This is a genomic window from Paenibacillus sepulcri (assembly GCF_042647105.1).
In the GTDB taxonomy this organism is placed as follows: Bacteria; Bacillota; Bacilli; order Paenibacillales; family Paenibacillaceae; genus Paenibacillus_Z; species Paenibacillus_Z sepulcri.
In genome coordinates this window covers 2,156,653-2,177,823 of record NZ_JBHRUP010000001.1, presented here as the reverse complement: position 1 = coordinate 2,177,823, position 21,171 = coordinate 2,156,653, and the positions used below count along the sequence as shown (strand labels likewise).

The following is a 21,171-nucleotide window of genomic DNA, read 5'->3' as shown; positions in this document are numbered from 1 at the left end:
ACGAATACTCTTTCTTTCCAATCCCTAACCATTTACCCACTCGATGCATCGTATATATGCCCTGGCAGGACCATATACTGATACAAGAAGAAAAAACACGTAAAAATATGTAGGAGTGAGCCTATGGAATTGTTCACCGTATCTCTGATGTCGGCTTCGGGCGAAGCGATTGGACGGCTGCGCGAATATTTGCAGGAAGAATTCCTCGATTTACATAACAAAGCCGGATCCGGCGGCGAATATGTCACCATACATTGCACCCCAGATCTTCAATATGGAGCCATAACCTGCAGTGCGGAAATGAAGGATTTCAACCTTGCTTTGCACGGCCCACTTGTTTACCGCCGGGCGGCAAACGCTTTTGCCCGGTATATATTGACCGAGATGGAGCCGACGCTGCTGCATTCGATCATCCGGAAGCAATTTCATTATGAAGAGCCCCGTGAAATTGAATCGGTGGAGCAGTACTGCAAAAATCTGCTATTTGGGGGAGAGTCCAGCTCCCATGAAGCTGTCAGTGTGGATCTGGAGATGCTGCGGGTCGACCGGGACCGCCGGAAAAATAAAGTTGCGGCAGAGCTCGAAGAGTTCCTGGGCAGCAATACCCGCATCCATCTGGATGGATATGTCACCTTCCGTCTTGCTTCCTATTGGGAGGAGCTCCGGGAAATCGCGGCCTTCGCAGTCGATGAATACGTCATGGATAAGCAGTATCAGGAATTTATCTCTTTATTGAAATATTTCGTTCGCATGCAGGAGGTAAAGCTGCCGATCGTTCATGTTGTCCATAAGGGCGGAACGGAATTCGTCCTCTATAATGAGGAATTTCAAATGCTCGAAGCGGTGCCGGCTGACCGGATTGTTGCAGAAATGCTGGAAACGGAAATGAATATGGAGGATATGATTGTAAGCACATTGATCACGATATCGCCGGAGAATATCGTCATTCATACCAGGCAGCCGGAGCTTCAGGTTATGCGGACGCTGGAGACGATTTTTGAACAGCGCGTTCAGCTTTGTGTGGAATGCACAAGCTGCACCTTTTATTTCGAGCAAGTTCATGATCTGCAGCAGCATGAACCGGTCTTGGCCCCGCGGATGATTACCGCCAAACGCAAATGGACTTGACCGCTGCGCAAAGCTCGGATTATAATGTTTGCATATAAAGCTTTGAGAAAGACATGTATCTGCCTCACAATACGCACGTTCCAGAGAGAGGGACCATCAGGCTGCAAGCCCCTCACGCCTGCGTTGGCGGATATACCCCTTTTTAGCTGCCCAGTTGAAGCCGTTACAGACGGTAGTAAGCTGCGCCGGTTTCGTTCCCGTTACCGAACGCTCACAAGGATTGGCTCCAAGGCGCATTTATGGCCCTTGCGTCAATTGAACCAGGGTGGAACCACGGGTCTGACAGGCACTCGTCCCTTTTACGGGATGTGTGCTTTTTTTGTTGTCTGCATTCCACCATACAACATATCTGCAGGAGGTTGAAGATGTCGATTCAAGTGAAATTTCCCGATGGGAATGTACGGGAGTATGACGGGGGAACTACAGTTGAGGATGTGGCCGGCTCCATTAGCAGCGGCCTTAAGAAGAACGCTATTGCCGGTAAGGTCAACGGCAAGGTGGTCGATGTATATACGCCGCTTGAAGAGGATGCATCGCTTGAGATTGTGACGGTCGAGACTGCGGACGGACTGGAAGTATACCGCCACAGCACAGCGCATTTGATGGCCCAGGCGATCAAGCGCCTGTACGGCAGGACAGAAGTCAAGCTTGGCATCGGACCGGTAATCGAGGATGGCTTCTATTACGATATTGATCTGGAGCAATCCCTCACTCCGGAGGACCTGGTAAAGATCGAGAAGGAAATGGAAAAGATCGTACAGGAAAATCTGCCTATCCGCCGCCGTGTTGTCAGCCGTGAGGAGGCAATCGCGATTTTTACGGAGCTGGATGATCCGCTGAAGCTTGAGCTTATCCGCGATCTGCCCGTTGAAGCGGAGCTGACAATTTATGATCAGGGCGAATTCTTCGACCTGTGCCGCGGACCGCATCTGCCGTCGACCGGCCGCATCAAGGCTTTCAAACTGCTGAGCGTGGCCGGAGCCTATTGGCGCGGGGATTCCAAGAACAAGATGCTGCAGCGTATATACGGCACCGCGTTTCCCAAAAAAGCGCAGCTGGACGAGCATCTTCATTTTCTTGAAGAGGCCAAGAAACGCGATCACCGCAAGCTCGGCCGCGAGCTGAAAATGTTCACCTTCTCGCGCGAGGTAGGTCAGGGACTGCCGCTTTGGCTTCCCAACGGCGCGACTGTAAGACGTACCATGGAACGCTACATCGTCGATCTCGAAGAACGGCTTGGCTACCAGCATGTCTATACACCGGTGCTGGCTAATGTGGAGCTGTACAAGACGAGCGGCCACTGGGAGCATTACAGCGAGGACATGTTCCCCAAAATGATTATGGATAACGAAGAGCTTGTTCTTCGTCCCATGAACTGCCCGCATCATATGATGGTTTTCAAAAGCGAAATGCGCTCCTACCGGGATCTGCCTGTTCGTGTGGCAGAGCTTGGCACGATGCACCGTTATGAGATGTCAGGGGCGCTGACGGGGCTTCACCGCGTGCGTGCCATGACGTTGAATGACGCGCATATTTTCTGCCGTCCCGATCAAATCAAAGAGGAATTCGGCCGTGTTATCAAGCTGATCCGCCAGGTATACGAAGATTTCGGAATCAAAGATTACCGTTTCCGGTTATCCTACCGTGATCCGAAGGACACCGAGAAATATTTTCCAAATGACGAGATGTGGGAAATGTCCCAGCGGATGCTGCGCGAGGTTGCCGAGGAGCTGGAGTTATCTTTCTTCGAAGCCGAAGGAGAAGCCGCATTCTACGGTCCCAAGCTGGATGTCCAGATCAAGACGGCGCTGGGCAAGGAAGAGACATTGTCCACTGCGCAGCTCGACTTCCTGCTGCCGGAGCGCTTCGAGCTTGAATATGTCGGAGATGACGGCAAGAAACACCGGCCGGTCGTTATACACAGGGGGATTATCAGCACGATGGAGCGTATGACCGCTTTCCTGCTGGAGAATTTTGCGGGGGCGCTGCCGCTCTGGCTATCTCCGGTGCAGGCCAAAATCCTTCCGGTATCCACGGCTTATGAGAGCTATGCACGGGAGGTTGAAGAGAAGCTTCGCGCATCAGGAATCCGTGTGGAATCCGATCTGCGCAATGAGAAGCTGGGCTATAAAATACGCGAGGCGCAGCTGGAGAAAGCTCCGTATATGCTTGTTGTCGGCGATAACGAAGCGCAGTCGGGCACAGTATCGGTGCGCAAACGCGGCGAAGGCGACATTGGAGCCAGACCGGTGTCTGAACTGATCTCCTTGCTTCAGGAAGAAATCAGCGCCAAGCAGATATAGAAATCAGCAGCAATACCTGGACTTTACGGCGGAACTGCCTGTTTTGGAGGGGAAGAAATGGACTTATCCGAGCTTAATCGACGGCGATGTGAAATTCTTCCTCACTATTAAACTATCTGCCAATTGATAGAATCGTGAATAAAGCTTGCTCTATATGGGTAACCTCCTCATAGGGGGGACTACATCCAAATGAAGACAAGCATGCCCATCTTCCGCTTCCTGCTCGCAGCTATACTTGCAGGGGCGGTAATTGTAACAACGATTTCGGGAAACAGCACGTCCAGCAAGAAGGAGACAGCCGATGCTCCTGCTGTTGAAGTTATCAAGCCGTTAAACCTTGCAAACGCGGTTATGGATCAGAAGAAACCTGCGCGCAAGGTGAAAGAAGCCAATAAGAAGACTCAGGCAAGGAAACATATTAAGGTGGTCGCAACCGGCTATACAGCAGGCGTCGAATCGACTGGGAAGAAGCCGGGCCATCCCTTGTACGGAATCACGTATTCCGGAGTTAAGGTCAGACGGGATATCGTTTCGACCATTGCGGCGGATCCCAAGGTTTTTCCTATCGGGACCCTGCTTTATGTTCCGGGTTACGGATATGGCGTAGTAGCAGATACGGGTTCAGCGATCAAGGGTCATAAAATCGATTTATATTTTGAGACCCGTAAGCAGGTATACAAGCAATGGGGCAAACGGACCGTTGAAGTGCAGGTTATCAAGCAGGGTGACGGAAAAGTGTCGGAATCATGGCTGAGGTCCTTAAATAAGTCGGTTACTGCAGAAGGACCTATACCGGCTGCTCTTTTGGAATCTTGAAAAATATGTAGAGGGTTGTTCAACAAACTTGAAATTTGTTGAATCGCCTTCTTTTTTTTATTGGAAAAATATGATATTATGGCTGTAAACGCTATCATCAAAATAAGCGGGGCGGTTACCTGTGGGTATTAATTACCATTTTTTAGAAGATGATGGAGAGAAGGATCTTGACCTTGAGCAGGTTGAAGATCGACTGCGGGAACTATATAACCAAATGATTCGAGTGGCCTATTCCAAAGTTATTAATAAATCAGACGCTCAGGATGCCGTCCAGGAAGCTTGGGTAAGCATTCTGACGAAGCAGGATACTCTGCGGGAACAAAGCAAACTTTATTCCTGGGCCAAAACGATTACGGCCAACGCGGCGATTAATATCAACAGACAGGCAAAGCGCTCCCAGGGCTACGGCTGGACTGAAGCGCAGGAAGAACAGGCGCAAGCGGGCTATCAGGATGAAGCGGGGCTGCAATTTGAAATTTCCGAGCTGCTGGCACTGCTGGACCCCCGCTCCCGTACTATGCTGCTTTACAAGTTTTATTATGGATTCAAGGACCAGGAAATTGCCGATGCGATGAACGTGCCGCTAGGGACGGTCAAGGCCAGAATCCATCGCAGCAAGCTGCAGCTCAAGAAGCTGGACAAGCAGTCTGACGCCCAGGGAATGTGAAGTTTTTGGTTACATAAATGACTTTCCGCTATGCCATACTAAAGGCGTACGGGGGGTGAGTACAATGGCGAAAAACAAAAACAACAAAACAAAGGCAGCCTCCAACCAATTCAACTCGGAGTTTGCCCAAGATAACAATTCAGCGGCTGCAGCAAATACTGCGAATACGCTCAACAAGTCAGCTTCGCAAAATGCGCAGAAATAACACTGTTTATAAATAAATGACTACGGTCATGACAAGAGGAGCCGACAAGGTTCCTCTTTCTTTTTGTCAAATGCTGAATTATAATGTTACTAATTCTGACATATTTCTTCTGAAGGTGGTTACCTGAATGAATCGTTTTGCAGCGCCTTTGGTCACGCGGAGCAGGGGCTGAGAGCTTGAGTTTGCCGTTGCGGCAGAATCAGGAGAGTGAAGTTATGGAGCAATTAATTAACGAATCAATAGTTATTTCGGATCAGCTTACGGCAGCGGTTGAGGAAGTAAATCAATCCATAGGCGAATTGACTCAAATTGCTGATCAATCGGCAGAGACCGAAGGTCAGCTGCGTGAGGCCAGCATAAAAGCCATGGAACGGATTGAGGAGACCTTCTCCACCCTTCAGGAAGTGGCAGCCTCGGCTGAGCAAATCAGTGAAACGGCGGAGCAACTTGACCGGCAGAGCAAGTCTGCCAATGAAGATGTGCTGCAGGCTCGCCGTCTGCTTACGAATACAGATCAGGTTATGACTGATTTACATACGTACAATAGTGCAGTGGATAAGCATATCCGTGATTTGATTGAACAAACCTCGCGCATTAATGAAATCAATGAGTTCATTCAGGAAATCGTTTCCCAAACCTCGCTGCTTGCGCTTAACGCTTCCATCGAAGCGGCGCATGCCGGGGAATACGGCCGGGGGTTTGCTGTTGTAGCCCAGCAGATCAAGAAGCTGGCGGAGCAGAGCCATGAGGCGGTCAGGCGTTCAAGCGGGCTGGTCCAGGAAATCGAGAGCGGGGTTCGTCAGGTTGTCACTTCCGTTGATTTGGAAAAATCGGCGGTTGAGCGCGGTACTCTGGAAATGGCACAAACCAAAGAACGGATGGACCATGTTTTTACCCGGATCCAGGAGGTGGATACGCTGATTGGCAGGAGCAGCATTGCGAGCAGGCGGCAGACGGAGCATATGACACATACCACATCAATGCTCAAGGAAGTCGTGGATGCGGTCAATCAGACGATGGGCAACGTGGATGAAACATTGGAGCTGACGCATCAGCAGCGCCGCCAGATCGGCAAATTGAATCGTGTCCGGGTGAATCTGGGGCGGTCATCGGATGCTTTCTCGCACGCCGTGCAGAAGGTCGGATTCAAGAGCAAGACGGCTATTATACCCGAGAGCGTAAGCGGGATTATTGATCAGCTGGCTTTGCTGGCGAAGGATTCTGCGTTCATCCTGGATGAGAACAGCCATCAGGCGAAATTAACGCAGTTCATGCAGCGGGGTTCCGGGATTGAGGCAATATGGTCCAACCGCGGCGACGGGGCTTTTATCTTCTCGATGCCGGAAGCGGGATTGCTCAATGCCAAAGGACGTGAATGGTGGAGACGTGCTATGGAGGGGAATGTGTACACCTCTGAGGTCTATATCTCGGCTATTACGAAGAAGCCGTGCTTGACGGTCTCGGTCCCGGTTGTTTCGGATCATGGCCAGGTACTGGGAGTGATTGGAGCTGACATCGGAGTCAAATAATGGACACGAATTGTGCATGAAAAGGGTTTTCAAATAGCAGTCAATCGTGTACTATTAATGGTGTGACAATTGATAACATGCAGAGATAGGAGAATTCTCATGACTGATCCGATTGTTTCCACCTCGCCATCCCGGTTGAAGCATCGCAAGGCTGCGGAGGTCATTCCGTTTCTGGAAGCCTATATCTCAAAAAAAGAACAAGAAATCGCCGAAATCGAGCAGATGGTCGAGCGTTATGAAAAACGCCGTTTGATCGAAGAACGTTCGTATCAGTCGATGTCGACTCTGCGCAGGCTGCTTTCCGGCAAGAAGCCGGATCATCATCTTGCAGTAGAATACATTCATTATGTGAAAAAACCAATGGAAAAGGTTCGTGCCCTTCGTATTGAAGTGGAGAATGCCCGTTCGATTCTCAGAAGCTCCGGTACGTCCGATATTATTGCCGTTTCCGATGAATTAGCCGATGAAATGAATTAAAAGCCGTCCCGGTCCGGGGCGGCTTATTCTTTGACTTCATATCTATTTCCTGGCTTTGAGAAGCTCCAGGTCGAGGAAATCATGATCCTGATTATAGGCTGGAACACCGTGGATGCCTACATCGAGGCCGATCAGTTCTTCATCCTTGGAGACGCGCACCGGCATAACCCGTTTGATCAGCCAGAGAGAACCCCAGGTCAGGGCAAAGCCCCATAGGCTGATGATGACCAGTCCAAGAGCTTGAACGCCAAGCAAATGCCAGCCGCCTCCATAGAACAGCCCGTAATATTCCTGGCCGATTCCTTTGGTCAGCTCCGGCTTGGCAAACAGGCCGACGGCAAGCGCTCCCAGACTTCCGCTGATTCCGTGAACAGCAAAAGCCCCGACGGGGTCGTCAACCCGTCTGCTTTCCAGAAATTCAGTAGCCAGCACCATCATGACGCCGCAAAATGCTCCGATGAGGATAGCCGCCTGGTCGGACACGAAGGAGCAGCCAGCCGTAATCCCGACAAGACCTGCCAGGGAACCATTGATCACCATGGGAGGGTCGGCTTTCTTATAGCGGAACATGGTGAACAAGATACAGGCCGCGCCGCCTGCGGAGGCCGCCAGCATCGTAGTGACGGCGATATGCCCGATGGAGCCGTTGGTGGCGCTCAAGGTGCTGCCGGAATTAAAGCCGAACCAGCCGAACCAGAGAATAAAGGCGCCTACGGAAGCCAGCGGCAAATTGGACGGGGGAACAATATTGCTTTTGCCGTCCGCTGTGAATTTGCCGATTCGCGGACCGATGAAAATCGCTGCGGCCAGAGCCGAAAAGCCGCCAAGCGCGTGAATGACGGCTGAGCCTGCAAAATCGATCATACCGAGCTTGCCCAGCCATCCGCCAACGGACCATACCCAGTGTCCGGCCAGCGGATAAATCAGACCGGTCATTGCAATGGTATATAAGATATAGGCCCGAAAATGGATTCGTTCCGCTACGGCCCCGGATACAATGGAAATGACCGCGATAACAAATGCGCATTGAAACAGCCAGTATGTGTCATGGGTAATATTCAGGTTGATGTGGGACAGGTCCCCGCCCAGCATGAATCCGGTGGTGCCGATGAAGCCGCCGGCATCTTTGCCATACATGAGTGCGAAGCCGATAAAATAAAAAATTAAGGCGCCGAACGTAATATCGACGAATACTTTCATTATAATGCTGACTGCATTTTTCTGCCTGACAAACCCGGCCTCAAGCAAAGCGAAGCCGCCCTCCATAAGCAGTATCATGGCCGCCGTCAGGACCACCCAAATGGTGTCAAGCCCCTTGGACAGTGTGGCCACATCCATACGTTCATCTCCTGTCTATAAATTTCATGTAAGGTTTTATCTCTAACTCCTGGTCCGTTCATCATTATATAAGCGCCGTGTCAATCATGTCAACGCAGGAAGTGATGAGAGATCACACATAGCTTTCGCTCCTCAAGCAGGCCTCGGTCTCTGGTCGTAGTGAAGCTTCAATCGGGAGACCCTTTTAGCGATATAAACCTTACGTTATACTGGGTATACAAACTTGAGAATAGCGATTGGAGCTGAAGGTGCTCATGAATGGAAATTTTTTAGGCCGTATGATGTGGGGACTGTTCATTGTAGTCATGGGGATAGCGCTGCTGCTTGATCAAGGCGGCGTCGTGAACTTTGATCTAGGCGATGTTTTCAAAGTTTTCTGGCCCGTCCTGCTGCTGATTTTTGGTTTACAGGAGCTGGTCAAGCACCGGACGAGCGGCGGGGGCTCCTGGGGCGGCGCCATTATTATGATCGTCGGCTTTGTCTTCCTCGGGCGGAATCTGAACTGGTTCAATTGGTCGATGGGAGAGCTGATCCGCTATGCGGTTCCTTTCGTGATCATACTGGTCGGCATCCGGCTCATTGTGAAGCCCAAGCCAAAGGAGAAGCCGACCCCGCCGGATGATTGGAAAGCCTATAATTACCCGCCAAGCGACCGGCCGGTTCCTCCCGCGCCGCCGCTTCATCCGGATCCGACCAAGCCGGCCGAGCCGAAGTCCACATTTGATCTAACCAAGAACCCGGCCCCGCAGCAGGGGCAGACGCCGCCCGATCCCTTCGGCCCGGGTGCGCAGAGCGGTAACGGCGCCAACCCCGGCAGTGAGCCTGGCACTGATCCCGGCAGAGATTATGAGGGGCCCAGGAATCCGCATGAACAGCAGTATTACCATGAGAAGATGGAGCGGTGGGCGAGGAAAGCCGAACGGCTGCGTGAGCGCATGGAGCATCGCGCCCATCGGGTACATCGTCATCACGGACGGGACAGCGAGCGGCATGACCGGGTTGAGTGGTGGAATCAGGATCCGAATGCGCAGAATCGCTCCGGTTTTATCGGAGATATATACGTCGGGCAGGATTACTGGGAATTAAAACCGATGAATATCTCCCATTTTATCGGGGATACGGTGCTGGACCTGACCAAAGCGCAGATCCCGTTCGGCGTAACCAAAATCAATATTTCTTCATTTATTGGCGATGTAAAGGTGTTTTTGCCCAATGATTTTGAAGTCGGCTGCAATGTGATCTCGAGCGCTTTTATCGGGGACGTTGCCGTGCTCGACCGCAAAGAGGGAGGGATTTTCAAAAATATGAATGTAGAAACGGCGTATTTCCAGGAAACAGATAAAAAAATCAAGCTTGTCGTCAGCACCTTTATCGGTGATGTTCGCGTGACAAAGGTAGGTTGATTCCGCTTATGATGGTGAGATTGTTTCGAAACAGCAAATGGGACATGATTCTGATGTTCGCGGCCGCCTCCTCGATCTCTGTGCTTTTATGGAATATTGGCAGTAAAATTGCCGATCCAAAGGTCAATAACAATGACCTCTGGATCGGTATTACGGCGTTATTCCTGCTTATCAGCGCTGGCTTCGGCTATTGGGCGGCCCAGCGGATTCAGCGGCGGATGGATATCCTCCATCTGGGGCTGAAACAAGCATCGCATGGCAATTACACGGCAAGGCTGCCGGAGGAGGGAGCTCGTAATTTTACGGCTGTATTTCGGGAATTCAACGATATGCTGGAATCGCTTGATCAGCGGACGCAGCTCATCCAGCAAACAGGCGAGGAGCAGGTCATGCGCGAGGCTGCTTCCAATGAAGCTGCCGTACTTGAAGAGCGCAAGCGTCTGGCCCGTGATCTGCATGATACTGTCAGCCAGCAATTGTTTGCTATTCATATGTCGGCCTCATCCCTGCCCAAGCTGCTGGAAATAAACCAGGAGCGTGCTGCTTCCGTTATGGAGCAGCTTATCTCGATGTCGTCGCTGGCCCAGAAGCAAATGAGGGGCTTTATCGCCCAGCTGCGGCCCATGGAGCTTGAAGGCCGTTCGCTTCAGGAAGCGCTCGACAAATGGTTTCCCGATTATTGCCGCCAGAACGCCCTGCAAGGAGTTCTGGAATGGCGGATCAAGGAGAAGCTTTCCGAGGCCAAGGAGCATCAGCTGTTCCTGATTATTCAGGAGGCCATGGCCAATATTGTGAAGCATGCGGGGGCGCAGACGGCTTTCCTTACCCTTGCCGAGACAGAACGGCAAATTGTGATGACGCTGCAGGACGATGGAGCAGGCTTTCGGGCCGATATGGTGAAGCGGGGATCATACGGCTTATCGACGATGCGGGAACGCTCCAACAAGCTTGGCGGGGATACCTCAATTATCAGCAAGCCGGGAAGTGGAACACGGGTGCGCGTGACGCTGCCGAATTATGTGAATAAAGGAGCCGGTCCGGATGAACTCGAGTAATCAATGGAAAATTATGATCGTGGACGATCATGACATGGTGCGTGCAGGACTTCGCACTTACTTAATGCTGGAGTCCAAATTTGACGTGGTCGCGGAGGCTGCCAACGGCGCTGAAGCGCTGAAGCTGCTGCGCGGGTTGAGTGCGGAGGAACGTCCCGATCTTATACTTATGGATCTGATGATGCCGATTATGGATGGCGTCGAGGCTACAGGCGCTATTATGAAAGAGTTTCCGGAGATGAAAATCGTCATGCTGACGAGCTTTCTGGAGGACGAGAAAGTGGTCGCGGCCGTTGAAGCCGGGGCAGTCAGCTATGTGCTCAAGACCGTGTCCGCAGAAGAGCTGATCTATGCCATCAGCGGGGCGGTCAAAGGGATGCCCGTTATGACGGCGGATGTGTCGCAGGCACTGACCCGCGGCCTGCGCCAGCGGACAACCACGCAGGGAGAGGACGAGGGACTGACCGAGCGGGAGAAGGAAGTGCTGCTGTTGATTGCGGAAGGGCGCGCCAATAAAGAAATCGCCGAAGAGCTGCATATCAGCATCAAGACGGTTAAAACCCATGTCAGCAATCTGCTGATGAAATGCGAGCTCGAGGACCGGACTCAGCTGGCTGTGCTTGCGCACCGCAAGGGTTGGGTGAAGACGGGATAAAAGAGGGAATCGGCGGGCATTGTAAAGGCATTAACCTATATCAAAAGGAGAATGCAACCCTTATGATCCCACTTTCATCCAAACTGGAATCCCGCGAGCATGAATTTAGCCAGATGAAGAACGCGCTGGAGGAGCATGAATTTGCGCTTGGCGGCAGCTGGAGCTATGAGGGCGGTTCATTTGACCGTTTTCTCGATGAAGCGCATAAAGTATGGCTGCGGCTTCCCTTCGACGTAGTCAGCGGCAACGTGGACAGCGAGTCGGATGATAATCATGCCCGGATCAAGATGGGGCAGCCGTTTGTGCTCAGGCATGTATACAATGAGGGACTGGATGAAGATACCGTGCCGCGGGTGATGGGAGGCCTGATCAATCAATTTCAGGGCCCGACAGATCCCGATGCCGAAATTGATTCCAAATGGATCGACAAGGCGAAGCATGTGCTGGGCGAGGTTGAGCAGCTGTTTCCCCATTAAACGATTAAAAAACGATTAAAAAAAGTCCGGAGCGTCTATTTATACCTAGATGATCCGGTTTTTTTATTTCCTTTTATATGATTTTTAAGTTTGATTTAAGGTAGATTGTGCAAAATAGTCTTAAGACGATAAGCCGCAACCTAATAATAGCTATCATGGGGAACCATTATACTTAGGAGGAGATATACATGGACGATCAGAACAAAAAGAATTCTTTCGACGATTTCTTTCAACCGCGCAGAGATGAAGACAACAAGGAGCACAATAACGGGGAGCGAGAAAATGACGCTGAGCCGTTTCAACCGCAAGCGGCGGATGAGCCGGCGCCATCGTCAGGACCGAAGTCTTCTTCCTATTATTATTCCTACGGCCCTTTCAAAGCAAACAGCTCGGAGCAATCAGAAGAATCGATGAGCACCCCAGACCAGAATAACGTTCCCGGTTCATCCATCCCGGACAGCCAACCGGTGGAAATGACGCCTCCGCAGCAGCTGCGCGCGTTCGCGCCGACACAGTCGGCCAGAGGCGGCTGGCAGGTCAAGGAAAAGCGCCGTACTTCATTCAAGGCGATTTTCGCATCGTTCATGGTCGGCGTGGTCGCGGTCGGAGCATTGATGTTTGCCTCAGATTCGCAGAACTGGTTCACCGGGGCGCAGACAGCCCTCTCGCCTGCATCCAACCAGGCAGCGGCGGCAGTCACGAAATCCGGTGATGACGGCAAAGTATCGACGGCAGCCGATGTGGTCCGCCCGAACAATATTGCCCAAATCTTCGAACAGGCAAGCCCGGCTGTCGTCAAAATCGAAACCTTCGTGAAGCAGAGCGCTTCCCAGGGCGGCGGACTGAATGATGACTTCCTGCGCCAGTTCTTCGGAGATCAATTCGGGGGAGCCCCGGATGAGAACGGCCAGGGCGGCGGCGGCGGCGATCAAGGCGGGGGCAGCGGCGATCTAACGCCGGAAGGTCTGGGAACCGGCTTTTTCTTCGACTCTACCGGCTACATTTTGACCAATCAGCATGTCGTGGGAGATGCAGACGAAATTAAAGTCACGGTTCAGGGCCGCGCAGAACCGCTGGTGGCCAAAAAACTCGGCTCCGACTATAATCTTGATTTGGCTGTGCTGAAAGTGGAAGGAACCAACTTCCCGACGCTTCCTATAGGCGATTCCGATTCCATTGACATCGGTGACTGGGTTGTAGCTATCGGTAACCCATACGGCTTCGATCACACCGTAACCGTGGGAGTTCTCAGCGCTAAGGAACGTCCGATCAGCATTCAGGATACGGAAGGTACACGCAACTACGAGCATCTGCTGCAAACCGACGCTTCCATTAACCCGGGCAACTCCGGCGGACCGCTGATTAACCTGGAAGGTGAAGTCGTGGGAATCAATACGGCCGTCAGCTCGCAGGCGCAAGGCATCGGATTCGCGATTCCGACGAGCACGATCAAGGAGAACCTGGAAACCCTGAAGTCCAACAAAGAGATTCCAAAAGCCCCGGTACCGTTCATTGGAGCGGAGCTGGCCGAAATTACAGACTCCATTGCCAAGCAGCTTGGACTGAGCAGCAAAGATGGGTCCATTGTCTCCAATGTTTACTACAAATCGCCGGCTTACGAGGCGGACTTGAGACAATATGATGTGATCACAGGACTTGACGGCACCAAATATAAAACTCGCGAGGACTTGATTGCCCAGATTCAAAAGAAAAAAGTGGGCGATGAAGCGACGCTGAACATTATCCGAAATGGCAAGACGATGGATTTGAAAGTAACCATCGGCGACAAGAATGAGTTTCAATTCACCGGCGAACAATAATCCCACTTGAAAAAAGACGCAGGCAGTGAAATGAGCTGCCTTGCGTCTTTTTTATGACCATTTTTGTAAAATAGTCTTTTCCATATTCATCATGCATTCTTACGTTTTGATAACCATCTGCGTTATACTATTAGTTGGAATAAAACACAAAGCGATTATCAAGTGACGGGGGAAATAAGATGAGACCGCATATATTGGTTGTAGATGACGATGAGAAGATTACATCCCTGCTCCGCAGAAGCCTCGCCTTCGAGGGCTACGAAGTAGTGACGGCGAATAATGGCCTGGAGGGTCTCAAATTAATGCTGACCAGCGACCCTAATTTGCTGATTCTCGATGTGATGATGCCGCAGATCGACGGCTGGGAGGTATGCCGCCGGGTGCGTGAAGGCGGAAGCAGCGTGCCTATCCTGATGCTGACGGCCAAGGACGATATTCAGGACCGGGTGAAGGGACTGGATACGGGAGCGGACGATTATCTGGTCAAGCCCTTCGCGCTTGAGGAGCTGCTGGCCCGGGTCCGGGCGCTGCTGCGGCGCAAATCCGACAAGCTTGAGGATTCCTCAACCCGTCTGCAGTATGAGGATTTGACGCTGGATCTGGATTCGCGCGAAGCCATCCGTTCCGGCCGGAGAATCGATTTGACCGCCAAGGAATTTGATCTGCTGCTGCTGTTTATGCAAAATCCGCGCCGCGTGCTTACACGCGATGCAATTATGGATAAAATATGGGGATACGATTACAGCGGGGAATCCAACGTACTTGAAGTGTACATCGCAATGCTCAGACAGAAAACCGAGGATAAGACCGACAAACGGCTTATTCAGACTGTTCGGGGAACGGGTTATGTGCTCAGAGGAGAAGGAGGCTGACCGAAATGACGATTCGGTTGAAACTGACCCTTTGGTATTCCGTTGTGCTCGCAGCAACACTGATTGCATTCGGAGTGGCGATTTACTTCTTTGTCAATTATAACGCCTACAGCGATATGAGAGGCCGGATCAATAATCAGACGGCCAAGCTTGTAAAGAACATTAATTTCAATGGAATGGATTTAGGTGTCAATGGTGGCGCATTGATCGATAATCAATTGTATATTCAGCTGATCAATTACACCAACGGTGATCAGATAGCGGCACAATCTGCGAATTTATCAACGATTTCCATGAAACTGCCTTTCCCCAGGAGCGAAGAGATGCAGGGAATGGTAGGCTACTACGATGATATCGACGTTTCGGGGAATCCGTTCCTGGTGTACCAGCAGCCGTTATACAGCACCGGCAACACGCTGGTTGGCCTGCTTCAGGTAGCGGCCTACTCCGGGCGTGAAGAGGCGCTTCTCAGCAATCTGCGGACGATTCTGGTCTTCTCCTCTATCGTTGCCCTGCTGATCGCCTTTACGGTGGGGCTGTTCCTTGCCCGTCAGGCTTTGAGGCCGATTGAGAATGTCATCCAGGCCAGCAACAAAATCCAGCACAGCTCCGATCTCAGCGTCCGGATTCCGCGGGAAGCGCCTAATGATGAGATGGGCCGGCTGACGGACACCTTAAACAATATGTTGGGCCGGCTGGAGACCACCTACAACGTGCTTGATGATGCCTATAAAGCGCAGCGCCGCTTTGTTTCGGACGCCTCTCATGAGCTGCGCACCCCGCTCACGACCATCCGCGGCAATATCGAGCTGCTGGAGCGGATGTGGCTTCCGGCACTGGAAGCCGCGCAGGCAGCGGATAGCCCTGTTGAGGCAGAAGCGGCGCTGGACCGCCTGCAGAGCGACGCGCAGCGCATTGCGCTGAGCCGGGAGGCGATGCAGGATATTGCCGGTGAAGCCAAGCGCATGTCCAGCCTTGTGAACGACTTGCTGGCGCTCGCCCGTGCGGATGCAGGCTATGAGATGGAGAAAACGATTCAGCCGCTGCTTCCGCTCGTAGAGGATGTTGCCCGCCGGGCCCAGCTGCTGCCGCGCACGGCAGAGTGGCGGATCGGCAATTTAATGCCTCTTGATGGGGTGGAAGTAGCGGGACATGCCGACTTTCTTCGCCAGCTGTTTTTTATTTTTGTCGAAAATGCGTTCAAATACACACCGGCCGGTTATGTCGAAATCAGCGCGGTTCGGGCCTCCAATCAGGCAGGGGTTGTCATCAGAGATACCGGCATTGGCATGGACAGCAAGGCGATCCCCCACATCTTCGAACGCTTCTATCGCGCGGATGAATCCCGGGGTGAAACAACCGGAACGGGGCTTGGATTGTCAATCGCCAAGTGGATTATCGATGAACACAGCGGATCCGTTGAGGTATCGACCCGCGAAGGCGAAGGAACGACCTTTATTGTATGGCTGCCAATTGCTTTCCTCGACAAGCCGAATCAGGTATAATAGAGCGAAACCGTCTTTTGAAGGAAGTGCTTGCTGCGCCGTCTGCGGCAGCCGGTTCTTCTTACCCTTAACAGCATGTATAAGTTAACACACCTATAAATGTCGGTAAGGTCTAAGTGAAGAAACTTGGTATGCCGCCAGAGAATGGCGAGAGCCGATTCTTCTTGAGCGGGAGATGTTTCTTTTTTGAGCTTGAGGAAAGAAGGCAGGTGTACGGTATGGAAATTGTCAAAATTTCACCAAGGGGATATTGCTATGGCGTAGTCGATGCCATGGTGCTGGCGCTCAAGACCGCTCAAAACCTGGAACTGCCGCGCCCCATATATATTTTGGGCATGATTGTGCACAACAGTCATGTGACCGACGCATTCGAGCGGGAAGGCGTCATCACGCTCGATGGCGAGAACCGCATGGAGATTCTCGAGCAAATCGAGAGTGGAACGGTCATTTTCACCGCTCACGGCGTTTCTCCGGAGGTTCGGGAACGCGCGCGTGACAGAGGGCTTACGGTCGTTGATGCGACATGCCCGGATGTGACCAAAACCCATGTCCTGATCCGCGAGAAAGTCGCCGAAGGGTATGAGATCATCTATATCGGCAAGAAGGCTCATCCGGAACCGGAAGGCGCCATCGGAATTGCACCGGATCATGTTCATTTGATCGAGAGAGAGGAAGAGATCGATCTTCTGAACCTGCAGACCGGGCGCATTATCATAACGAACCAGACAACGATGTCGCAATGGGATATTAAAGATATTATAAGCAAGCTGATTGCCAAATTCCCGACGGCGGAAATTCATAATGAAATTTGCCTCGCCACACAGGTCAGACAGGAAGCCGTGGCGGAACAGGCGGGCCAGGCTGAACTTTGTATCGTGGTTGGCGATCCGCGAAGCAACAACTCCAACCGATTGGCGCAGGTGTCGGAGGAAATCGCCGGGGTGAAGGCATATCGGGTATCTGACGTAACGGAGATCGATACAACATGGCTCAAAGGCAAGACAAGAGTGGCTGTGACCTCAGGCGCTTCCACGCCTACGCCAATCACGAAGGAAGTTATTGCTTACCTGGAGCAGTACGACGAATCAGACGACAAAACATGGGAAGCGCGGCGAACCGTTAATATCGATAAATTATTGCCAAGGCTTAGAACGAAGACTTCTGTATGATTAAAAAGAGCGCTACCCCCATGATTGCATCGCGAAAACCGCGCTCGATCAAACGTTGGCTGAAGCTTAAGTATACGCAGCTGTTGAGGGCTCCAGGCGGCCCTTCTTTCGTAGCTTTGGGATTTTCAATCGGAATGGCTGTTGAAATGTTTACATTGCCTACCTACGGACTTGCCTTCTTTCTTATTTTTCCATTGATATACTGGCTGAGGGCAAGCTTCGCAGGCGCGTTGATCGGCTTTGTTGTCGGGAAGATTATATTTATTCCGGTGGCCTTCATCAATACCTTGGTCGGTGGATGGGTGTTGCCGAGGCATATAAGCATCAATATTGATTTTCTGCCCCAATGGATAAATCATGCTTTGCTCACGAATTTGAAGCTTATCGTCGGCGGTGTTATTGACGGCATCATCCTTGGAGCCATTTTCTACTTTCCCGTAAGACTTGCTTTGCAATTCTTCGCCAACAAGCGTCGTGAGAAGCGCAAATTGAAACGGGTGCAATTGGAGTCCAAGCCGATTTCGGAAATTTGATTTTGCATGCGCCGGCCTCTTGACGGGGCCGGCACATTCATGTATATTTACTTTAGCGATTAAAAGCATAAAAGCTTAAAAGCTTAAAAGCATAAAAGCGAACACGCGTTGAAGCGGGAAAAGGGGTATCTTATGATCGTCATTACAAACAGCCATGTTACAGAAGAGCGGATTAGTGAAATCGTCGAGCATATCGAGAAGACAGGCGTGCAGGCACATGTATCCAGAGGAGTGGATCGTACTGTGATCGGAATTATCGGAAAAGCCGAGCCTGCGCTGGCGGAGCATTTGCGCCAAATGAAGGGTGTAGAGAATGTAATTAAGATTTCAAAATCCTATAAATTGGCAAGTCGGGATTTTCATCCGGACGATACCATTATTGAAATCAAGGGCGTTAAGATCGGTGGCGAGCATCTGGCCATTATGGGCGGTCCCTGCGCGGTTGAATCGCCGGAGCAGATTGATGAAATCGCCCGTTTGGTAAAAGCGGCAGGCGGACAGATCCTTCGCGGGGGCGCATTCAAGCCGCGTACCGGGCCTTACAGCTTCCAGGGTGTCGGCGTTGAGGGGCTTGTAATGATGGCGGAAGCAGGCAAGAAGCATGGTCTGCTGACAATCACCGAAGTTATGACACCGGAATATGTGGATGTCTGTGCAGAATATGCGGATATTTTACAAATAGGAACACGCAATATGCAAAATTTCGATCTTTTGCGCAAGCTCGGAACGATCAAGACGCCTGTTCTGCTCAAGCGGGGATTCAGCGCTACCTACGACGAATTGCTTAATGCCGCCGAATACATCCTGGCAGGCGGAAATCCGAACGTTATGCTTTGCGAACGGGGAATCCGCACGTTCGAATCCTACACGCGCAATACGCTTGATCTGGCAGCCATCCCCGTGCTGCAGCAGCTCAGCCATCTGCCGGTCATATCTGATCCGAGCCACGGCACAGGGCGGCGTGAGCTGGTCGAACCGATGGCCAAGGCATCGGTTGCAGCTGGCGCTAACGGCCTGATTATTGAGATGCATACCGATCCTGACAACTCGATGACAGGCGACGGCGTTCAATCGCTGTTCCCGGATCAATTCGCCAACCTCCTGAAGGAGCTGGAGCAGCTTGGGAATCTAGTCGGAAAGAAATTTGACACTCCCAAAGAGCCTGCCGACTACTTCGCCAGCTGGAAGATCTAAGCTAGACTAAGCTGGCATGTCAAGGAAAGTAATGGAAGCTGCAGAACCTTGCCAAGCAAGGCATCTGCAGCTTTTTTGAAATGAAAAAAGCAGGTTAGGATTGGCTTGTTTTTCATATATGATGAACCTGAATCCGCTGACAAATGACAGCATTTTCCGTTTATTCTTATGTGTCAATCGTCTTATTGAAAACATTCCAACAAATGTGTGAAGATACCTGACAAATGCGTTAAAAATATCTGACATAAGTATTGACGGGTGCTAGGCTTAATTCTATAATTACCTCATGGTTTCGGTGAAAAATTGAACATTCAAGGTTCAATACTAAGCAAACGTTCGGAAATGGAGGAAATTTTCAAATGTCAGCACAAAATGTATTAAACACTATTAAAGAAAACGAGATTCAGTTTGTCGATTTCCGTTTTGTCGATTTATCTGGTCGCGCTCATCACATTACGCTTCCTTCGACAGAAGTAGAAGAGGAAACTTTCGAGAATGGCGTCGCATTCGACGGTTCTTCGATCCCGGGCTTCCGCGGTATTGAAGAATCCGATATGGTGATGATGCCTGACACGGAAACTGCCTATGTGGACCCCTTTACGGAGCATCCGACGCTGAACATCATGTGTAATATTCATACGCCTGACGGCGAACGTTATGACCGCGATCCGCGCAGCATTGCGCACAAAGCGGAAGAGTTTCTGAAAAAATCCGGAGTAGGTACGGCGGCATTCTTCGCACCGGAATCCGAATTCTTCATTTTCGACGATGTTCGCTACGAAAGCTCCATGAATTCTTCTTCATACTTCGTGGACTCCGAAGAAGCGGCATGGAACACCAACCGCAAGGAAGAAGGCGGCAACCTGGCGTTCAAAGTTGGCGTTAAAGGCGGTTATGTTCCGGTTGCTCCGGTTGATTCACAGCAGGATATCCGCAGCGAAATGGTTCGTTTGATGCAGGAAACCGGCCTTCGCGTCGAGCGTCATCACCATGAAGTTGCCACAGCAGGCCAAGCAGAAATCAACTTCCGCTTCGACACGCTGACCAAAACTGCAGACAACCTGATGAAGTACAAATACATCGTGCACAACGTAGCCCGCATGAGCGGCAAAGTAGCTACATTTATGCCGAAACCGCTGTTTGGCGATAACGGAAGCGGGATGCACGTTCACCAATCCATCTTCAACGGCGATTCACCGTTGTTCTATGAGAAAGGTGCTTATGCAAACCTGAGCCCGATGGCCATGCACTACATCGGCGGAATTCTGCACCATGCTCCAGCGCTGATCGCATTGTCCAACCCATCGACGAACTCGTTCAAACGACTCGTTCCTGGATACGAAGCTCCGGTCAATCTGGTATTCTCCAAAGGTAACCGTTCCGCAGCGATCCGTATTCCGGTTGCAGCTGTAACGCCTAAAGGCTGTCGTATTGAATTCCGTACACCGGATTCCACGGCTAACCCATACCTCTGCTTCGCAGCTATGCTGCTTGCAGGACTTGACGGCATCAAACGCAAAATCGATCCAGTCGCTCTCGGTTATGGTCCTTTCGACAAAAACATCTATGAGCTGTCTGATGAAGAGAAGAAAGAAATCCGTTCGGTACCGGGAACGCTTGACGAAGCGCTTGACGCTTTGGAAGCCGATTCCGAATTCCTGACAGAAGGCGGCGTGTTCTCCAAAGACTTCGTTGAGAACTACGTAGCATTCAAGCGCCAGGAAGCCAAAGCTGTATCCATCCGTGTTCATCCTCACGAGTACAGCCTGTATTTCGACTGCTAATCAGCTAATCATTACGCACTTATTTCGATCACGAACCCTTCCGACGTGGAGGGTTCGTTTTTATGTCTGACTTGTTCCCGAATTAAGGGGAAACAGAGGGATGAATATGCGTTCCTCCCAAGAGGAGAGTCATTTTTTTCAACATAGAAGGAAGCCTAAGCATCCAGTGTATGTTGCTTATATTTATGAAGGAGGCTGCGCCGCAAATGGGTGGCGTTAGCCGGTTCTTCTTGTGACTATTT

19 protein-coding genes are annotated in these 21,171 nt (G+C 51.3%); 18 read left to right on the top strand and 1 reads right to left on the bottom strand.

What is annotated here, in order from left to right; all coding sequences use genetic code 11:
- The first annotated feature begins 123 nt into the window (after positions 1-123).
- From ACFOLF_RS09570 to ACFOLF_RS09540, 7 genes are all read left to right on the top strand, one after another.
- Positions 124-1,128, top strand: coding sequence for a putative sporulation protein YtxC (locus ACFOLF_RS09570; RefSeq protein ID WP_210038452.1), 1,005 nt, complete (start codon positions 124-126; stop codon positions 1,126-1,128).
- A 365-nt stretch (positions 1,129-1,493) separates the two neighbouring features.
- Positions 1,494-3,431, top strand: coding sequence for a threonine--tRNA ligase (gene thrS, locus ACFOLF_RS09565; protein WP_210038453.1), 1,938 nt, complete (start codon positions 1,494-1,496; stop codon positions 3,429-3,431).
- Positions 3,432-3,620: 189 nt separating this feature from the next.
- On the top strand, positions 3,621-4,247 hold the full coding sequence (locus ACFOLF_RS09560; RefSeq protein WP_210038454.1) for a 3D domain-containing protein: 627 nt from the start codon (positions 3,621-3,623) through the stop codon (positions 4,245-4,247).
- A 121-nt stretch (positions 4,248-4,368) separates the two neighbouring features.
- A complete protein-coding gene (locus ACFOLF_RS09555) occupies positions 4,369-4,914 on the top strand; it encodes an RNA polymerase sigma factor (protein ID WP_379113962.1) in 546 nt (181 codons plus the stop codon).
- Positions 4,915-4,978: 64 nt separating this feature from the next.
- Positions 4,979-5,119: a hypothetical protein gene (locus ACFOLF_RS09550; protein ID WP_210038455.1), complete on the top strand. Its 141-nt coding sequence runs from the start codon at positions 4,979-4,981 to the stop codon at positions 5,117-5,119.
- A 215-nt stretch (positions 5,120-5,334) separates the two neighbouring features.
- Positions 5,335-6,648 (top strand): methyl-accepting chemotaxis protein, encoded by a 1,314-nt coding sequence (locus ACFOLF_RS09545; RefSeq protein WP_210038456.1) that lies wholly within the window; start codon positions 5,335-5,337, stop codon positions 6,646-6,648.
- Between the two features lie 99 nt (positions 6,649-6,747).
- Complete coding sequence (locus ACFOLF_RS09540; protein ID WP_210038457.1) at positions 6,748-7,125, top strand: hypothetical protein; 378 nt, start codon at positions 6,748-6,750, stop codon at positions 7,123-7,125.
- Between the two features lie 42 nt (positions 7,126-7,167).
- Here ACFOLF_RS09540 and ACFOLF_RS09535 read toward each other — a convergent pair whose 3' ends face one another.
- Entirely contained in the window at positions 7,168-8,463 is a 1,296-nt protein-coding gene (locus ACFOLF_RS09535) for an ammonium transporter (protein WP_210038458.1), read from the bottom strand.
- 254 nt (positions 8,464-8,717) lie between these two features.
- On the opposite strand from ACFOLF_RS09535, the gene liaF reads away from it, so the two are divergent.
- From liaF to glnA, 11 genes are all read left to right on the top strand, one after another.
- A complete protein-coding gene (gene liaF / locus ACFOLF_RS09530) occupies positions 8,718-9,866 on the top strand; it encodes a cell wall-active antibiotics response protein LiaF (RefSeq protein ID WP_379113964.1) in 1,149 nt (382 codons plus the stop codon).
- A gap of 8 nt (positions 9,867-9,874) precedes the next feature.
- The gene (locus ACFOLF_RS09525) at positions 9,875-10,921 is read left to right on the top strand and encodes a sensor histidine kinase (protein ID WP_210038459.1); all 1,047 of its coding nucleotides are present in this window, start codon (positions 9,875-9,877) and stop codon (positions 10,919-10,921) included.
- Positions 10,908-11,576 carry a response regulator gene (locus ACFOLF_RS09520; RefSeq protein WP_210038460.1) on the top strand — a complete coding sequence of 223 codons (669 nt, stop codon included), beginning with the start codon at positions 10,908-10,910 and terminating at the stop codon, positions 11,574-11,576. The genes ACFOLF_RS09525 and ACFOLF_RS09520 overlap by 14 nt, the downstream gene beginning before the upstream one ends.
- 62 nt (positions 11,577-11,638) lie before the next feature.
- On the top strand, positions 11,639-12,052 hold the full coding sequence (locus ACFOLF_RS09515; RefSeq protein WP_210038461.1) for a YugN family protein: 414 nt from the start codon (positions 11,639-11,641) through the stop codon (positions 12,050-12,052).
- Positions 12,053-12,240: 188 nt separating this feature from the next.
- A complete protein-coding gene (locus ACFOLF_RS09510; protein ID WP_210038462.1) occupies positions 12,241-13,872 on the top strand; it encodes a S1C family serine protease in 1,632 nt (543 codons plus the stop codon).
- Positions 13,873-14,051: 179 nt separating this feature from the next.
- Positions 14,052-14,744 carry a response regulator transcription factor gene (locus tag ACFOLF_RS09505; RefSeq protein WP_210038463.1) on the top strand — a complete coding sequence of 231 codons (693 nt, stop codon included), beginning with the start codon at positions 14,052-14,054 and terminating at the stop codon, positions 14,742-14,744.
- Between the two features lie 5 nt (positions 14,745-14,749).
- Positions 14,750-16,249 (top strand): sensor histidine kinase, encoded by a 1,500-nt coding sequence (locus tag ACFOLF_RS09500; RefSeq protein ID WP_210038464.1) that lies wholly within the window; start codon positions 14,750-14,752, stop codon positions 16,247-16,249.
- Between the two features lie 218 nt (positions 16,250-16,467).
- Positions 16,468-17,418, top strand: a complete 951-nt coding sequence (locus ACFOLF_RS09495; RefSeq protein ID WP_210038465.1) for a 4-hydroxy-3-methylbut-2-enyl diphosphate reductase — start codon at positions 16,468-16,470, stop codon at positions 17,416-17,418.
- Positions 17,415-17,951, top strand: coding sequence for a DUF2062 domain-containing protein (locus tag ACFOLF_RS09490; protein WP_379113966.1), 537 nt, complete (start codon positions 17,415-17,417; stop codon positions 17,949-17,951). The genes ACFOLF_RS09495 and ACFOLF_RS09490 overlap by 4 nt, the downstream gene beginning before the upstream one ends.
- A gap of 132 nt (positions 17,952-18,083) precedes the next feature.
- Positions 18,084-19,145, top strand: coding sequence for a 3-deoxy-7-phosphoheptulonate synthase (aroF, locus tag ACFOLF_RS09485; RefSeq protein ID WP_210038466.1), 1,062 nt, complete (start codon positions 18,084-18,086; stop codon positions 19,143-19,145).
- Between the two features lie 359 nt (positions 19,146-19,504).
- Positions 19,505-20,929: a type I glutamate--ammonia ligase gene (glnA, locus tag ACFOLF_RS09480; RefSeq protein WP_210038467.1), complete on the top strand. Its 1,425-nt coding sequence runs from the start codon at positions 19,505-19,507 to the stop codon at positions 20,927-20,929.
- The last annotated feature ends 242 nt before the right edge of the window (positions 20,930-21,171 follow it).